The organism is Streptomyces sp. NPDC026394 (assembly GCF_055567735.1).
Map to the genome: position 1 here is coordinate 227,305 of NZ_JBVHPX010000010.1, position 16,155 is coordinate 243,459.

Sequence of the window (16,155 nt, forward strand, 5' to 3'; positions counted from 1 at the left end):
TCCTCGTACGGGGCAGCCGCCAGCGCCGGGTCACCGGGGTAGCGGGAGCACCTCGGTGAGGAGGCGGGACCAGCCAGATCCGGGGGGCAAGTCCTGGACGGATCAGAACGGTCGAACGCGCCACTCAATGGCCGCAACCGGGCAGCCGGGCATTCGCCGTCTGCACGGGTCAGCGCCTCACAGCTACCCGTCTGGGCAGGCCACGGAGCCGCCCGGTACACCTGAGGGGCGGGCGTCAGGAGGCGGCCCTGCACCTCACCGGCCGCTGAACAGAAACCGTACGTAGCGCGCGTAGGTCAGCCCGCTCTGCCGGCTTCGGGCCGCCTCCAGGGCGACGGTGAGGGCCCCGTGAAGGGCGCTGCTCTGCTGGATTTCAGCGGTACGACGGCTGAACTCCTGGCGTTGTCGGCGGGCCCTGTCCCCGGCGGTGGTGTTCTCCCTGGCGAGTTGTTCGCGTCCCTCCTCCAGGCGCTTCTTCGCCTGCGTGCGGGCAGTGTCGGCTTCGGACTCGACGGCGGTGCGCCGGGTCGTGAGCCGGTCCCGGCGGTGGGCGATGTTCTGCTCGACCGGCTGCTGCTCTGCCGAGCTGAGGGTGGTCGGCTGCCGGGCCACGGCGGAAGCGATCACTTCTCGGCGCCAGGCGACCAAGGCGGCGGCCTTGGCCTCGCCGATGCCGCGGACGTCGGCGCGGTGGCCGCCAGGCAGGACGAGTACGGCTCCCGTGCTGTTGTAGGAGCTGTTCTGTACGGTGCGGTAGCCGGTGAAGTCGGCTGCCGTCCGGATGCCGTGCTCATCGGCGAGACGGGCGACGAGCTTCGGGCCGACACCGTGCGGCGGTGACTGTGCGACGAGCCGCCGGGCGAGCTGGGCCTGGACGTACGCGGACTGCTTGTCGGCCAGGGCCTCGGCCAGGGCCCTGCGGCGTTCCTCCGAGAGGCCGTCGATCTTCTTGGCGATGTCACGGAGCTTGCGTGTCCTGCGCTGCTCGGTGTCCTTGAGCGCGGCGTGGTACTGGGCGGTGAGCTCGTCCTGGGCCCGTGGGTAGGCAGCCTGGCGGTGTGTTTCCGCTGCTTCGAACTTCGTCCGTTCCTTGCGCAGCTTCGCGGCGGCTTTCACCGGGTCCCCGACCTGGGCCAGTTGCTTCGTCAGGGCGGCCAGGTCGGCCCGTGACCGGACCCGTTCGGTACGGCGGCTCCGGGCGAACGCGGTGGCTGTGGCGGCGAGGGCCAGCGGGGCGACGAGAACGGGGGAGGCCGCCGGAGATCCGGCGAGAGGCAGGACGAGAGGCAGGAGGAGCGTCGCCATGAGGGCGAGGCACCACAGCACGACTGCGACGACGTCTAGCGCCGTGCGGGTGTGGAAACCGTCCGGCGAGGCCGTGACGGGAGTGGCCGGTGTGGTCGCGGGCTGTTCCGCGAGGTGCCCGGACATCCAGCCGGGCAGTCCGCCGGCGCCCGGAGCGGTCGGGCCCGCGGCCGGCGGCGTGGGGCTCGCCGTGGCGGAGGTCCGCGGTCCCGGTACGGCCCGGGCCAGTGGGGGAAGCAACTCCAGCGGCTGGAAGGCCAGCGATCTCACCTGCTCCGCGAGGTCGCTCACCGTCCGGTCCGTGTGGGCGAGCAGTGTCCGCAGGCCGGTGGAGCCGGCCGGGCTCGTGAAGTCTTCCTCGGTGAGGAGCAGGAACTCACCGCTCGGCTCGTGCAGCCGGTTCCACAGGGCGGGATCGGCGGCGATCGCCTTGAGCGACAGGAAGATGACCCAGGCGGAGAACCGGTCCAGCTCCGCGCCGAAGTCGTCGCTCCCGCGCAGCGGCGACTGGTAGTTGCGGTGGCCCCGTTCGGTGCCGCCCAGGCCGGCCAGGGCGGGGACGTACATGCCGTCGTAGTCGACGAGACGGAAGGTGCCGTCGCTCGCGACCAGCAGGTTGCCGTGCTGGAGATCGCCGTGGGCGATGCCGTGGGCCGACAGGTCCCGGGTCAGCGCCTCGAACCGGTCCGCCAGCCCGCTGACGGCCGACCGGTCGGCGTGGTGGGCGTCGAGCCAGGCGGACAGCGTCACGGCGTCGATCCAGTCCATCTTGAGGACGGGGTAGAGGTCGTTTCCGACGCGAACGGCGTCGGTAAGGTACTCGAAGCCGAGTTTCCACGGCTGGGAGAGCCCGGCCGGGTCCAGCAGCGCGAGCCGGGAGCTGATCGCCTCGTACCGCTGCTCCTGGTCCGGGACGTGGCGGGTGAAGCACTTGACGGCGTACCGCTGCCCCGAGGCGGCGGACGTCAACGAGAAGACGCTCGCGAAAGCGCCGGACACGGCACGCGGCAGGCCGAGTCCGGTCAGTTCGGCGCGGGCGCCCTTCAGTTCGGGGTGCTGGAAGCACAGCCGTGTGTGCTGCAAGGCCTCCGCGTAGGCGGCACCGCTGGGGAACTGCCGCTGCGGGCCGGTGGGCGAGCCCACTGTCACCTCCCTTCGAAATCGATCCGTACGACGGCCACGTCGTCGTTGCGCAACTGCCGGCGTTCTCTGAGGCCGTCCAGCCAGGTGCGGAAGGCGTCCAGGTCGTCGGGGCCGGAGAAGTCCAGCAGTTCGCGTACGGCGCTGTCCTGGTCGGCGGCCGTCAGGAACCACGCGGCCAGTGCGTCGGTCATCAGGAACAGCCGGTCGCCGGGCTCGCACCGCCCTCGGGCGAACCGGGCGCGGCGGGCCAGCAGTCCGGCGTCGTGGTTGCGGCTGCCGAACAGATCGGGCGCGGTACCGAATTCCTCGGGCGTCGCTACGGGGAACGCCTGGAGCAGCCGATCGTCCCGTAGCTGGAACAGGCAGCTGTCGCCCAGGGCGGCGGCCCGCCAGCGCCAGGCCGCCGGCTCGCACGCGTCGGGGCCGGGGGTGAGGGCCGGGCCAGGGCCGGGCTCGGGGTCGATCCGTACGGTGAGCAGGGTCGCGTACGCGCCGGCGGCGAGCTTGGTGTGCTCGTACCATTTCAGCGGGCGTCCGTCCGCGACGCGCGCCCGCGTGTAGGCCGCGAGCCAGGGCTCCCACCGTGCCACGGCCGACGACGCGAACCTCTCGAACGCGGCGCCACCCGCCAGCAGTTCGGGGCACTCCATGGCCTGCTCGGCCGCCGCGCGGGACAGCAGCCGGGCCCAGTCCTTGGCCAGGGCGCTCTCCGTCGCCCCGTCGCAGACGCCGGCGGTGAGCGGTCCGCGCAGCATGTCGTCGTGCGCACAGCCCGGGAGCACCGCGACCGCGTCCTCGCATTCCGCTTCCGTGCTCCCGTACTTGGGAGTCACGAGGTGCGTGACGTACACGCAGGAGAGCGACGTGGTCACCGCAGCTCGGTGGCGCGGGTGCCGATGTCGAGGAACTGGACGACCGAGGTGATGTCCGCGTTGTAGACGAAGCCGCGGGTGGTCTCGCTGACCCGCTGGCCCTGCGAAGCGGCGTACGCGCGCATGTGGCCGGGCAGCGGGCTCGACATGGCGAAGAGGGTGCGGGCGTAGCTGTCGGGGAGCCCGTCGGCCGTGTCGGGGAAGGCGGTGGGTGTTCCGCCCGCGGCGGAGACGTGCAGGTTGAACAGCAGAGCGGCGCCGTCGGCCGTGGCGTGCGAGGTGACGGCCTCGGCGGCCGCGCTGGGCTCACCGTCGGTCGACTCGCCGTCCGTGAGGTTGATGACGATCGGCGGGAATCCGGCCGGGTGGCGCTCGGTCCAGTCGGCCACGAGGTTCGCGGCGTACCGCAGGGCCCGGTTCATCGGCGTACCGCCGCTGGCGACGGGGTCCATCCACAGCGGGAAGCTGACCGTCGTCTCGACCAGGCCGCCCGCGCCGTCGGGCACCCGCTTGCTGCGTTCGTCGATCCGGGCCGGGTGGTCCGCCACCTCGCTGAGGGGAACGATGTCCCGGCCCGCGAGCGAGCCGGCGAACGCCGAGCCGACGGTGGCGCCGTAGCCGATGACGGCGACGTGGAAGTAGTCCCGCACACCTTCTTCCTTGGCGCACTTGACCGACAGTTCGGTGAGGAGCCGGTTGATGGCGTCGGCGACGACATCGGCCTTCTGCTGCGGGATTTCCCCGCCGATGGGATCGCTCATCGAGGTCGACTGGTCGACGAGGAAGATGATGCTCGTCGGATTGCTGCGGCTGATCTCGGCCGTGTACGGCACGGTGCGCTCCCGGCGGGTGGCGAAGGCGAGGAAGACAAGGGGGTTGTCGGGAGGAAGCCGCCGGGAGGAGGTGGTCGGAAGGAACGTTCACGGCGCGGTGACGTCCCGGTCCCGGAACGGCGCATGCCGAGGACGCGGGCCCCTGTCAGGCCCCGCTCCCACGAGGTGCCGCTTCTGCGAGATCCCCCCCACGAGACTCCCCGATGGCATCGTAGTACCGGCGCTTCGGCGTACGGGAGGGAACGGCCGAAGTGGGGCCCGCTGGCGGAGGGCTGGCCGCAGCCGTGCCGCATGGGGGCGGGGGGCATACTGCCGTCGGCCACGCCGATCACCTCGCGTTGCCCGCCCACGCGCCACCACGCGCTTCCAAGCGCGGAAAGGACCACCTCGTGCTCGCATCCCTCCCCCTCGCCTGGCTGTTACTCATGGCGGCCGTGGCGACCTTTGTCTTCTCTTTCGCGATGGCCGCGTGGATACCCGGGCGCAAGGGGAGAGTTGTGTTCCCTCTCGTCTCCCTCGCCTGCTGTCTCGGCATGGTGCTGGTCGGGCAGTTCCAGTATCAGCACTGGTCCCCGCAGCACATGCTGGTGCTGTACTCGTTCGCCTGGGTCGGCATCACGATCGGTCTGTTCCCGTCGCGGAAACTCATGTACCGCTACGCCGAGGAGATCAGCCGGGGCGTGAAGCGGGAGAAGTACCCGTTCCCCGCGCGCTACCTGGTGGCCGCCGTCGCCTCTGTCGTCGTCATGAGCTTTCTGGCGTACGGCCTGACGCGGTAGCTCCGCGGGGCGGACGGGCGCGGGCAGCCGTTCAGCGGACGAGGCGGAAGAGTTCGTACAGGTCGTCGGTGGTGCGCGCCGCCGCCAGCATGCGGCGGAAGCCCGGGTGGGCGGTGTGGCGGGCGAGGACGGAGTAGGCCCGTACGCAGCCGGCGTCGCGGAGCTTGCGGGGGGCCGCGAGAAGGAAGACGTCGCGGACCGGGCGGTCGTCGGCGCCGTGCCAGCCGAGTTCGGCCGGTACCCGCGCGAAGGCGGCCGCCGGGCCGTTGACCGCCCGGCTCCGGGCGGCCAGCAGGGCGATGCCGTGGAAGCCGTTGGCGCCCTGTGCCATGCGCAGGCGTACCGCGCGGACGAAGGCGCGGACGTCGCCGAGGGCGCCCGCGGCGTGCAGGCCGCCGGCCAGGGCTTCGAGGAGTTCGTCCCGGGTGGCGGCCTGTGCGCGGGGGTGGATGTGCCGCTTGTCCAGGTAGTCGGCGAGGCTGCCGGTGCCGCCGGCCACCGTACGGGCGCGGGTCATGCCTCGGCCGGCTCCGGTTCGGGAGCGGTCGTCGTCGTGCGGGCCGGGCGGAGGATTCCGGCGGAGAACACCGCTGCCACGCAGAAGGCGACGGGCAGGAAAAAGGCCAGGTTCAGGGGCACCAGGTGGGTGAGCGGTCCGATGATGGCGGGGCCCGCCAGCATTCCGACGTATCCCATGCCCGCCACGCGGGACACATTCGCGCCGGACGACGCCGGGTCGACATTGCCCGCCGCGGTGAAGAACTGCGGAATGCACCCGGACAGGCCGATACCGAAAAGGGTCCAGCCGAGAAGGGCCAGGGGCACCCAGGGGGAGAGCGAGGCGAGGGCCAGGCCGAGGGCCGCGAGGCCGGCTCCGTACCGTACGACGAAGACCCGGCCGAAGCGGGCGACCACCCGGTCGGTGACGAACCGGCCCACGGTCATGGCGGTGGAGAATCCGCCGTACGCCAGGGCCGCGGTCGCGGCGGGAGCGTCGAGCACGTCCTTGAGGTGCAGCACACTCCAGTCGTTCGCCACGCCTTCGCACAGCATGAGCATGAAGGCGAGCACGCCCAGCGCCCAGACCTGGGACGGGGTACGGCGCCTGGCGGCCGGGACCGGGGCCTGCGAGGTGCCGGGTTCCGCCGTCTTCGGGCCGGTCGGAGCCGGTGCGGGCTTCTCCGGGGGCAGCATGCCCGGCACCAGCGCGAGTGTGATCAGTACGCCGGCCACCGCCACGACGGCGAGGGTGAGGGAGGGCTGCCAGTCCCAACTGATGGTGCGGGCGCCGATCAGGGCGGCGATGACACCGCCGACCGAGAACACCGCGTGAAAGGCCGACATGACGGGACGGCCGTAACCGCGCTCCACCTGAACAGCCTGTGTGTTCATACTGACGTCCAGGCAGCCGTTGCCGAAGCCGAGCGCCAGCAGGGCCGCCGCCAGGGTCCACGGCGAGTCCGCCAGGCCGGGCAGCAGGACCGTGGCGCTGCACAGGGTGCCGCCGGCCAGCACGACGGTGCGGCTGCCGAACCGGTCGGCCAGCGCCCCGCAGATCTGCATCCCCGCGAAGGCGCCGCCGCCCAGGAAGAGCAGCAGCCAGCCCAGGACGGCATGGGTGATGCCGACCCGGTGCTCGATCGCGGGGATGTGCACGATCCACATCCCCATGACGAAACCGTTGAGCGCGAAAGCCAGGAAGGTGCAGGCGCGCGCCGTACGCAAGCGCCGCGACGGCGGCGACCCGGTGGTGGGGGCAGTCGATTCACTCATCACGGCTGACCATAACGCACACCGAGTATGTGCGTAAGGGGTTTCGGTGACTTCCGGCACGTTCTCGGCCGGGGTGGGGCGGCGACGCCGGACGGCTCTGCGGTGGCGGCCGGTCGTCGTCCAACTGAGCACCCGTGCGTCGGAGTTGACGGTCGAGCCGCGGCGGGGGCGTCACACGTGCACGATGTTCACGCCCGCCGCGCGCATCTCCTCGACCACCGTCGTGCCCTGGGGCGCGTCGGTCACCACCACGTCGAGCTGTTCGACCGAACAGATCCTGCCGAGCGCCACCCGCCCCAGCTTCTCGGCGGTGGCCACCAGGATGATGCGCCGCGCCGCCCGCGCCGCGACCCGCTTCACGTGCACGTCGTCCAGGCTGTAGGCGGTGGCGCCGCTGGCCGCGTCCACCCCGCAGCAGCCCAGGATGAAGGTGTCGTACCGCAGGTCCTCGAAGGTGCGCAGGGCCGTCTCGCCGTAGAAGGACAGCTCTCCCGGCCGGACCTGCCCGCCGGGGAGCAGCAGGCGGATGCCCTCGTGTTCGGCGAGCGGCATGGTCGCGTGCAGGGACAGCGGGGTGACGGTGAGCCGGCGGCCCGCCATCGCGTGGGCGACGGCCACCGCCGTGGTGCCGGTGTCCAGGGCGACGGTCTCCCCGTCGTTGAGCATCCGCACGACCACGTCCGCCAGCTTCGCCTTGGTCTCGCTGCCGACCATGGACCGCACCGCGTACGGCGGTTCCACCCCGCTGAGCAGGGCGGTCACGGCGCCGCCGTGCACCCGGCGGAGCGCGCCCCGGGACTCCAGGAGCTCCAGGTCCCGGCGGATGGTCATCTCCGACGTCTGGGTGGAGCGGGCGAGTTCGGCCACGGAGGCCCGGTTGCGCTCGGCCAGCAGGGCCAGGATGAACCGGTGGCGTTCGGAGACATTCATGCCGCTGATGTAGCACATCAACACGCCCGCTGCGAGTTGCTTCCCTTCCGCCCGTAGGGCTCCCGGGCCTGCCGGAGCCTCGGCGGTTGACATCCGACCATGCTGAGTGTGTACTCACACGCACACTGTGTGCATACGGGGCCGGCTCCCGGAGAGGTGATGTCATGACCGCGGTGCTCTTCGACATGTTCGGCGTGATCGCCCGGCAGCAGTCCCCCGCCGCCTACGCCCGGCTGGAGGAGACGGCCGGACGGTCCGGGGCCGCCTTCTGGGAGAGCTACTGGGGACTGCGGCAGCCTTACGACCGGGGTGACCAGGACGGTGCGCGGTATTGGCGGACGGTCGCCGAGGCGCTCGGAACGCACTTCGACGAGGAACGCGTCGCGGAACTCATCGCCGCCGATGTGGCGAGCTGGAGCCGGACCGACGACGAGATGGTGGAATGCGTCGCGGGACTTGCGGACAGCGGCACCACCCTCGGTCTGCTGTCGAACATTCCGGAGGAATTGGCGGCGCACTACGAGGAGACCCAGGAGTGGCTGAAGCACTTCTCGGTCCTGGCCTTCTCCTGCCGCATCGGACACGCCAAGCCGGAGCCCGGCGCGTACACGTGGTGCAGTACGGCGTTCGGCCTGCCGCCCGAGCGCATCCTGTTCGTCGACGACCGGGCGGACAACGTCCGGGCGGCCGAGGCGCTGGGGATGCGCGGGCACCTGTTCACGTCGCTCGCGGAGCTGCGCCCGGCGCTGAGCTGACGACACGCTGAGCCGACGACAGCCGGCCGAGCGATCGACCGTGCGACCGGCCGCCCCGGTGCGGCCAGTGCCACCGGTACGGCCAGTGCGACCGGTGCGACCGGTGCGACCGGCGGAAGCCCGGACCGCCCTTCCATACCGGCGCCGGGGCGGGTGACCTGACACTCCCGCCCCGGCGCCTCGCCGTGCGACGCGCCCGCCCCGGCCGACGCCCCGACGCCCCCCGGTCCGGCCTCCCCAGCCTCCGCAACTTCCCCGATCGCTCCGGCCTCCCCACCCGCTCCAACCACTCCCACCGCTCCACCCGGCCCGAACAAACACGCCGCCCAAGTTCTCATCAATAGTGTTTGAAATTTGCGTAAGGCCGTGAAACGAACACCCCAACCCTCCGTATGCCGCCCCTTAGAGCCTTGTCGAAGTCTCCTGCGGCCCCGGCGACAGAACTCCGCCACCGCCCGGCCGAACTCCGACCCTCCCCCACACCACCCCGTCTGTGCAGCTCACGCACCCCATCACGGCTTCCCCCGCGAGGCCGGCCGACCGCCGATCTGATGGAATCCAGCCGATTCACAGATGATCAAGCGAAACGAACATCCTGACTGTTAGTGTCGTTGGCGTCAGAAGGTGAAGTGCCCGGCCGGGGACCGACCGCCCCGCGGAGTCCGGGCCCGCCACCGGAGAGCACGCCACCCCTGCCACCACCCCGCCACCGGCCGGCGTTCAGGCCCGCGCGAGTGGCGCAGGTCAGGGGCCGGGCAGGCGTGCCCATGCATCCCGTCACCCATATCTGGCAACAGCATGTCTTCTTCGAGGAGAAATGTTCATGGACGCCACAAACGTACGTGATCTGCTCTATTACCCCGTCAGCGCCCAGAAGATGGTGCGCGGTGAAGGGATCTACCTTTACGACGAGGACGGCAACGAATACCTCGACTGCGCCTCCGCCACCTTCAACCTGAGCCTCGGGTACTCGCATCCGGCGGTCATCCAGGCGATGAAGGACCAGTTGGACGTCTTCACCCATCTGACCTCCTCCGTGCAGAGCGACCCGATCAACGGCCTGGTGCGCCGGCTGGTGGAGGTCTCCCCCGACAACCTGACCAAGGTGCACCCGAAGGTCTCCGGCGGTTCCACCGCCAACGAGGGCGTCATCAAGATGGCGCAGCACGCCACGGGGCGCTCGGAGGTCATCTCCCTGTTCCGCAGCCACCTCGGGCAGACCATGATGATGACCTCGATGTCGGGCAACGCCTTCCGCAAGGAGCCGTTCCCCTCGCTCTTCCCGCGCACGCTCCAGGTGCCGGACCCGTACTGCTTCCGCTGCTTCTACGGGCAGCAGCAGGGCAGTTGCGGGATGATGTGCGTCGACCGCATCGAGGACTTCCTGGAGTACGCCAGCACCGGCCAGGTCGCCGCCATCATCGTGGAGCCGATCTCCGGCAACGGCGGCAACATCGTCCCGCCGGACGGCTATTTCCCGAAGCTGCGGGCCTTCTGCGACGAGCACGACATCGTGCTGATCTTCGACGAGATCCAGACCGGCATCGGCCGTACGGGGCAGATGTTCGCGGCGCAGCACTTCGACGTGGAGCCCGACGCCATCACCACCGCGAAGGGGCTCGGCGGTTCGGGCGCGCAGGTCGCGGCGATCCTGACCAACGAGCGGCTGGCGGGCCTGCCGGCCAACCACCACTCCTTCACCTACGGCGCCAACCTGCTGGCGGCCTCGGCGGCCAACGTCACCCTGGACATCGTCCGGCAGCCGGAGTTCCTGGCCAACGTCCGGGCCACCGGCAACTACATCCTCGGCCGGCTCGCGGACATGCAGACCCGTCACCCGGCCATCGCCGACGTCCGCGGCGTCGGCCTCATGATCGGTTTCGAGATCGCGCACCCCGACGGCAAGCCCGCCGTCAAGCTGACCAACCACCTGGCGAGCGCGGCCGGGCAGCACGGACTGATCCTGCGCACCTCCCGGTACGGCTACGGCAACGTGCTCAAGATCCGGCCGCCGCTGATCCTCACCCTCGACCAGGCGGAGCTGCTGTGCGACCGCCTGGAGAACCTCTTCCGCGCGGAGCTGGCCGCATGACCCGGCTGAAGAAGCTGCTGACGGGACTGGGGCAGCACGTCAGGGCCGAGCTGATGACCTACGCCGATCAGGGGCTGGCCCGGCAGGTGCACGGCGACTCCCCCGGCGGCGACGCGCAGTTCGACGTGGACGAGGTGGCCGAGCGGGCCGTCCTGACGTATCTGCGCGCGCACGCGGACGTACCGCTCGCGGTCTACACCGAGGACGGCTCGCTGGTCGAGCTGGCACCCGATCCGCGGTACGTGCTGGTCGTGGACCCCATCGACGGCACCCGGCCGACCTCGGCCGGGCTGGAGATGGGCATGGTCTCGATCGCCGCGGCGCCGCTGGCGCGGTCCGCGCCGACACTGGACGACGTCACCGCGGCGTACCTGCTGGAGATCAAGTCGGGTGCATGGATCTACGGTGACGACGACGAAGGACTGACGCACGGCGGCTTCCCGCACGCGCTGCCCCGGCTCAGCCGTACCACCGACCCGGCGAAGATGTTCTGGTCGATCGAGTTCAACGGCCACCCCATGCACCTGATGACGGCGGCGTACGCGCATCTGGTGGACCGGTCCGCCAACACCGGCGGCATCTTCGTGTTCAACAGCGCCACCTTCTCGATCTCGCGCATCATCACCGGCCAGCTCGACGCGTACGTGGACATCGGCAACCGCGTCCTGCGCGACCACCCGGCGACCGAGCCGGACTTCCTGGCGGCCGGGCGCGGCTCGATCCTGCACCTGTTCCCGTACGACATCGCCGCCGCGACCTACCTCGCCAAGCGCGCCGGGGTCACCATCACCGACGCCTACGGCGACGACCTGGGGACCACCCAACTGCTCGACCTGGACCCGATGAACCAGAAGTCGTGCATCGCGGCGGCCACCCCCCAGCTCCACAAGGAACTGCTCGGCGCCATCCGGTGGGACCTCCCCGGCGCCGCCCCCACCACCGCAGGAGGAACCCGGTGAAGGCCCTGATCCTGAACGAGCGGCGCACGGTGTCGCTGGTCGACCACCCGAAGCCGGAGGCTTCCGCGCCCACCGACGTCGTGGTGCGGGTCGTGCAGACCGGCATCTGCGGCACCGACCGCAGCGTGCTCGTGGGCAAGTTCCCCGCCGTGCCCGGTGTGGTGATGGGGCACGAGGCGGTCGGCACCGTGGACGCGGTGGGGGCGGCGGTGACCGCGCTCAAGCCGGGCGACCGGGTCATCGTCAACCCGACGCTCTACTGCGGCGGCTGCCCGTCCTGCCTGCGCGGGCACTGGGACTTCTGTGCCAACAAGGCCGGTACGGAGGTCGGGCTGGACCTGGACGGCGCGTTCGCCGAGTTCATCCGGCTGCCCGAACGGTTCGTCCACACCATGCCCGAGGGCATGGATTTCGACCGCGCGGTGGTCGTGGAGCCGCTGGCGTGTGCGCTGAACAACATCGAGGCGGGCCGCCTGGAGGCAGGCGAGACCGCGGTGATCGTCGGCGGCGGGCCGGTGGGCGTGGTCTGTGCGATGGCGGCTCAGCACTACGGTGCCCGGGTCCTGCTGATCGAGCCGGACCCGTACCGGCAGGAGCTGTGCCGCAAGGTGTTCGCGCAGGACGGTGCGGGCCGGGTGACCGTGCACACCCCGGACGAGGCCGAACTGGCGCGACGCGGCGACGTGGTCATCGACACCGTGGGCAACCTGCTGGAGCAGAGCCTGGGGTACGCGGCGGCCCGCGGACGCGTGGTGATCATGGGCTACAACAGCAAGGCCTCGGCCACCGTGCGGCCGCTGGAGATCCTCCAGCGCGGTCTGCAGATCATCGGGGCCGGTGACTACAACAGCCAGGTGTTCCCGAAGGCGATCGAGCTGGCCCGGTGGCTGCCGCTGGAGCGGCTGGTGACCCACCGCTTCCCGCTGGAGCGGCACGAGGAGGCGTTCGCGGCGCTCGCCGCGGCGCCCGGGACGCCGTACTCGGCGCTCAAGGTGGTGCTCGTACCGGAGTGACGCGGTCCGGTCCCGGGCCCCTCCGGCCGGACGACGAAGCCGGCCGGAGGGGCCGACCGTGCGGGCCGGCCGGCGGGGCCGTCAGGAGAAATCGACGGCGGCCAGCACCGGGCCGGCGGCCAGCAGGGCGTACTGGACCCACACGGTGTCGCGCCGTGCCCGGTAGCTCATCGGGACGGCGAGCGCGACCAGACCGGAGACGAGGGACAGCCACATGACCGTTTGGGCCACGCCCACCAGCGGTCCACTCGCTCCGTCGCCGCTGTGCGCCTGGTTGAGGACGATGATCGCGAACAGCACGTACGCGACGCCGAGCAGCGGGATGCCGAGGGCGGCGAACACCCGCAGGGCGGTCGTGGAAGGGGCGAACGGATCGGGCGCCGACAGGTCGGCGGAGGCGGGCGAAGGGGCTGGTGCGTTCATGGTCGTCAGCCTGCCCGGGACGGGACGGCGCGGTATCGGGTCGGGTACTCAGGGCCGGGCGGGCACGTACTCAGTGCCCGTCAGGTCTCGTACGGGGGGTCCGCCCGGCTGGAGGGGCCGTTGTCGAGGACCGTACTCAGAGGCCGCCCCTGGTGCCCGTCCCCAGCGGCCGTCTCCAGCGGCCGTCTCTAGTGGAACTGCTCCTCCTCGGTCGAGCCGCGCAGCGCGGTCGTCTCGGAGGCCGGGTTGACGGCGCCGGCGACCAGGTCGAAGTAACCGGTGCCGACCTCGCGCTGGTGCTTGACGGCGGTGAAGCCGTGCTGCTGGGCGGCGAACTCACGCTCCTGGAGGTCGACGTAGGCCGTCATGCCGTGTTCGGCGTAGCCGCGCGCGAGGTCGAACATGCCGTGGTTGAGGGAGTGGAAGCCGGCCAGGGTGATGAACTGGAAGCGGTATCCCATCGCGCCCAGCTCCCGCTGGAACTTGGCGATCTGGTCGTCGTCCAGCGCGGCGCGCCAGTTGAAGGACGGCGAGCAGTTGTACGCCAGCATCTGGTCGGGGTGGTGGGCGTGGATCGCTTCGGCGAACTCGCGGGCCTGGGCCAGGTCGGGCGTGCCGGTCTCCATCCACAGCAGGTCCGCGTACGGGGCGTACGCCAGGCCGCGGGCGATGGCGGGGGCCATGCCGTTCTCGACGCGGTAGAAGCCCTCCGCGGTGCGTTCCCCGGTGCAGAAGCGGGCGTCGTTCTCGTCGACGTCGCTGGTCAGCAGGTTGGCGGCGAGGGCGTCGGTGCGGGCGACGAGCACCGTCGGCACATCGGCGATGTCGGCGGCCAGGCGGGCCGCGCCCAGGGTGCGCAGGTGCTGGGAGGTGGGCACCAGGACCTTGCCGCCGAGGTGGCCGCACTTCTTCTCCGAGGCGAGCTGGTCCTCGTAGTGGATGCCGGCCGCGCCCGCCTCGATCATCGCCTTGGTCAGCTCGAAGGCGTTGAGCGGGCCGCCGAACCCGGCCTCGGCGTCGGCGACGATCGGCACCAGCCAGTCCGTCGTGTTTCCGGCCTCCTCGGCGGTGGCGATCTGGTCGGCGCGCAGCAGCGCGTTGTTGATGCGGCGCACCACCTGCGGCACCGAGTTGGCCGGGTAGAGACTCTGGTCCGGGTAGGTGTGACCGGCCTGGTTGGCGTCGGCGGCGACCTGCCAGCCCGAGAGGTAGACCGCCTGCAGACCGGCCTTGACCTGCTGCACGGCCTGGCCGCCGGTCAGCGCGCCGAGGGCGTGGAGGTAGTCCTGCTCGTGGAGTTGCCGCCACAGGCGCTCGGCGCCGCGCCGGGCCAGGGTGTGCTCCTCGCGGACGCTGCCGGAGAGCCGCAGCACGTCGGCGGCGCTGTGGGTACGGGTGGTGCCCTGCCACCGCGGGTCGGTCGCCCACCGCCGGGCCAGTTCCTCGGCCGTCTCGGTACCTGTCTGTGCCATGACCATCTCCCGGGTGTTCGCTCGGACCGCTGTGCTGAGCCGTGGACTGCTCTGTGGTGGTGGGTGGTGGGCTGCTGTGGTGGACTGCCGGTGAAGGGTGCGAATCCTCGGCACCGCGTGCACCGAGTGCCGTAGCAGCGCCACGAATTGCTGAGGTGCGGCCCGCCGGAGGTCCCGGTGGCGGGGTGAGCAATGCTGCCGGGGGGCCGCACCACCGACTCTGGCAGTGGCACTTGGTGCCATCAACGGTGGCCCGCAGCCAAGTTCTGCCCATCTTGTGGCACCTTTCTGCCAAGGTTGCGAAGGTCCGTGACCGCCGTACGGCGACTAGGGTGAGCCGGGCGGCAGCGACGGAGGGGACACCGTGAGCAAGATCTACGCCGGGGCGCGGCTGCGCCGGCTGCGGGAGGAGCGCGGGTTCAGCCAGGCGGCGCTGGCCCGCGTCCTGGCCATCTCGCCCAGCTACCTGAACCAGATGGAGCACGACTCACGGCCGCTGACCGTGCCCGTACTGCTGCGGCTGACCGAGACCTTCGGGGTGGACCCCGGCTTCTTCTCCGAGCGCGACACCAGCCGGATGCTGGCCGACCTGCGCGAGGCGCTCGCCGACGAGCTGGCCGCCGGCCGGATCTCCCCCACCGACCTGTCCGAACTCGCTTCCCGGCAGCCCGCGGTGGCGTCGGTGCTGCTCGGCCTCGGGCGGCGCAACCTGGCGCTGACCGAGCGGCTGGCGGAGGTGGCGGAGGGCCGGGACGGCGGCGGCACCGACCCGGCCGCGCCGCTCTCCCCGCACGAGGAGATCCGCGAGTTCTTCTACCGGCGGCAGAACTACCTGCACGAGGCCGACACCGCCGCCGAGGAACTCGCCGCCGAGCTGGGCATCCGCCCCGGTGAGGCGGGACGCGCCCTGACCGCCCGGCTCACCGGACGGCACGGCGTACGCCTCGTCGACACGCCCGACGGGCCGCTGCACCACTACGATCCGTCCGCCCGGGTGCTGCGCCTGTCGGCGGGACTGCGGCCCGGGCAGCGCGCCTTCCGCATGGCGACCCAGCTCGCGCTGCTGGAGGCCGGCGAGGAGCTGTCGCGGCCCGCCTCCGAGGACTTCGAGGAGGGCACGACGGCCTGGTCGCTGGCCAGGATCGGGATCGCCAACTACTTCGCGGCGGCGCTGGTGCTGCCGTACGGCCCGTTCCACGCCGCGGCCGAGGAGCTGCGGTACGACATCGAGCGGCTGACCGACCGGTTCGGCCTCGGGTACGAGACGGTGTGCCACCGGCTGAGCACCCTGCAACGGCCGCGCCGGCGCGGGGTCCCGTTCTCCTTCGTCCGCGTCGACCGGGCCGGCAACATGTCCAAGCGGCAGTCCGCCACCGGCTTCCACTTCTCCCGGGCGGGTGGTACCTGCCCGCTGTGGAACGTCTACGAGGCGTTCACCGCGCCCAGCCGTATCCACGTGCAGATCGCCGCCATGCCGGACGGCCGCCGCTACCTGTGGACGGCCCGCACCGTCACCCGGCACCGCGGCGGCTGGGGCGATCCGGGCAAGACCTTCGCCATCGGCCTCGGCTGCGAGATCCGGCACGCCTCCCGGCTGGTCTACTCCGACGGCCTCGACCTGGACAACGCCGGTGCCGCCATCCCCATCGGCATGGGCTGCCGGGTCTGCGAACGCCTGGAGTGCCCGCAGCGCGCCGTGCCGCCGCTCGGCCGTCCCCTGGCCATCGACGAGAACAGCAGCACGTTCGTGCCGTATCCGGTGCGGGAGGGCTGAGGGGTACGGGACGGCTGAGAGGCGTACGCGGT

General features: G+C 71.4%; 14 protein-coding genes. 6 read left to right on the plus strand and 8 right to left on the minus strand.

Features of this window, described 5'->3' with window-relative positions:
- Positions 1-255: 255 nt before the first annotated feature.
- Genes ACZ4QV_RS23825 through ACZ4QV_RS23835 form a run of 3 tightly spaced genes read right to left on the minus strand, consistent with a single transcriptional unit; the run spans position 256 to position 4,153 of the window.
- Positions 256-2,448, minus strand: a complete 2,193-nt coding sequence (locus tag ACZ4QV_RS23825) for a hypothetical protein (RefSeq protein WP_361880808.1) — start codon at positions 2,446-2,448, stop codon at positions 256-258.
- A gap of 2 nt (positions 2,449-2,450) precedes the next feature.
- Positions 2,451-3,320, minus strand: coding sequence for a hypothetical protein (locus ACZ4QV_RS23830; RefSeq protein ID WP_361151271.1), 870 nt, complete (start codon positions 3,318-3,320; stop codon positions 2,451-2,453).
- Complete coding sequence (locus ACZ4QV_RS23835; RefSeq protein WP_361151268.1) at positions 3,317-4,153, minus strand: vWA domain-containing protein; 837 nt, start codon at positions 4,151-4,153, stop codon at positions 3,317-3,319. Before ACZ4QV_RS23835 ends, ACZ4QV_RS23830 begins: the two co-directional genes overlap by 4 nt.
- 389 nt (positions 4,154-4,542) lie before the next feature.
- On the opposite strand from ACZ4QV_RS23835, the gene ACZ4QV_RS23840 reads away from it, so the two are divergent.
- The gene (locus tag ACZ4QV_RS23840) at positions 4,543-4,932 is read left to right on the plus strand and encodes a hypothetical protein (protein WP_467763382.1); all 390 of its coding nucleotides are present in this window, start codon (positions 4,543-4,545) and stop codon (positions 4,930-4,932) included.
- Positions 4,933-4,963: 31 nt separating this feature from the next.
- Here ACZ4QV_RS23840 and ACZ4QV_RS23845 read toward each other — a convergent pair whose 3' ends face one another.
- The 3 genes from ACZ4QV_RS23845 to ACZ4QV_RS23855 all read right to left on the minus strand — a co-directional run bounded on the left by ACZ4QV_RS23845 (position 4,964) and on the right by ACZ4QV_RS23855 (position 7,635).
- The gene (locus ACZ4QV_RS23845; protein WP_467763383.1) at positions 4,964-5,449 is read right to left on the minus strand and encodes a PTS sugar transporter subunit IIA; all 486 of its coding nucleotides are present in this window, start codon (positions 5,447-5,449) and stop codon (positions 4,964-4,966) included.
- Positions 5,446-6,705 (minus strand): MFS transporter, encoded by a 1,260-nt coding sequence (locus tag ACZ4QV_RS23850; protein WP_467763384.1) that lies wholly within the window; start codon positions 6,703-6,705, stop codon positions 5,446-5,448. Before ACZ4QV_RS23850 ends, ACZ4QV_RS23845 begins: the two co-directional genes overlap by 4 nt.
- A 171-nt stretch (positions 6,706-6,876) precedes the next feature.
- Positions 6,877-7,635 carry a DeoR/GlpR family DNA-binding transcription regulator gene (locus ACZ4QV_RS23855; RefSeq protein ID WP_361151257.1) on the minus strand — a complete coding sequence of 253 codons (759 nt, stop codon included), beginning with the start codon at positions 7,633-7,635 and terminating at the stop codon, positions 6,877-6,879.
- 164 nt (positions 7,636-7,799) lie between these two features.
- On the opposite strand from ACZ4QV_RS23855, the gene ACZ4QV_RS23860 reads away from it, so the two are divergent.
- The 4 genes from ACZ4QV_RS23860 (at position 7,800) to ACZ4QV_RS23875 (ending at position 12,454) form a co-directional block, all read left to right on the plus strand.
- A complete protein-coding gene (locus ACZ4QV_RS23860; protein WP_467763385.1) occupies positions 7,800-8,390 on the plus strand; it encodes an HAD family hydrolase in 591 nt (196 codons plus the stop codon).
- 823 nt (positions 8,391-9,213) lie between these two features.
- Positions 9,214-10,482 (plus strand): aspartate aminotransferase family protein, encoded by a 1,269-nt coding sequence (locus ACZ4QV_RS23865; RefSeq protein ID WP_361151251.1) that lies wholly within the window; start codon positions 9,214-9,216, stop codon positions 10,480-10,482.
- Entirely contained in the window at positions 10,479-11,441 is a 963-nt protein-coding gene (locus tag ACZ4QV_RS23870; protein WP_361151248.1) for an inositol monophosphatase family protein, read from the plus strand. The genes ACZ4QV_RS23865 and ACZ4QV_RS23870 overlap by 4 nt, the downstream gene beginning before the upstream one ends.
- Positions 11,438-12,454, plus strand: a complete 1,017-nt coding sequence (locus ACZ4QV_RS23875; protein ID WP_361151245.1) for a zinc-dependent alcohol dehydrogenase — start codon at positions 11,438-11,440, stop codon at positions 12,452-12,454. Before ACZ4QV_RS23870 ends, ACZ4QV_RS23875 begins: the two co-directional genes overlap by 4 nt.
- Before the next feature lie 81 nt (positions 12,455-12,535).
- Here ACZ4QV_RS23875 and ACZ4QV_RS23880 read toward each other — a convergent pair whose 3' ends face one another.
- Complete coding sequence (locus tag ACZ4QV_RS23880; protein WP_361151243.1) at positions 12,536-12,877, minus strand: hypothetical protein; 342 nt, start codon at positions 12,875-12,877, stop codon at positions 12,536-12,538.
- 188 nt (positions 12,878-13,065) lie between these two features.
- Complete coding sequence (gene aceA, locus ACZ4QV_RS23885; RefSeq protein WP_361636389.1) at positions 13,066-14,349, minus strand: isocitrate lyase; 1,284 nt, start codon at positions 14,347-14,349, stop codon at positions 13,066-13,068.
- 364 nt (positions 14,350-14,713) lie between these two features.
- Here aceA and ACZ4QV_RS23890 point away from each other — a divergent pair, with 364 nt between their 5' ends.
- Positions 14,714-16,123, plus strand: coding sequence for a short-chain fatty acyl-CoA regulator family protein (locus tag ACZ4QV_RS23890; RefSeq protein ID WP_361616372.1), 1,410 nt, complete (start codon positions 14,714-14,716; stop codon positions 16,121-16,123).
- Positions 16,124-16,155 lie beyond the last annotated feature (32 nt).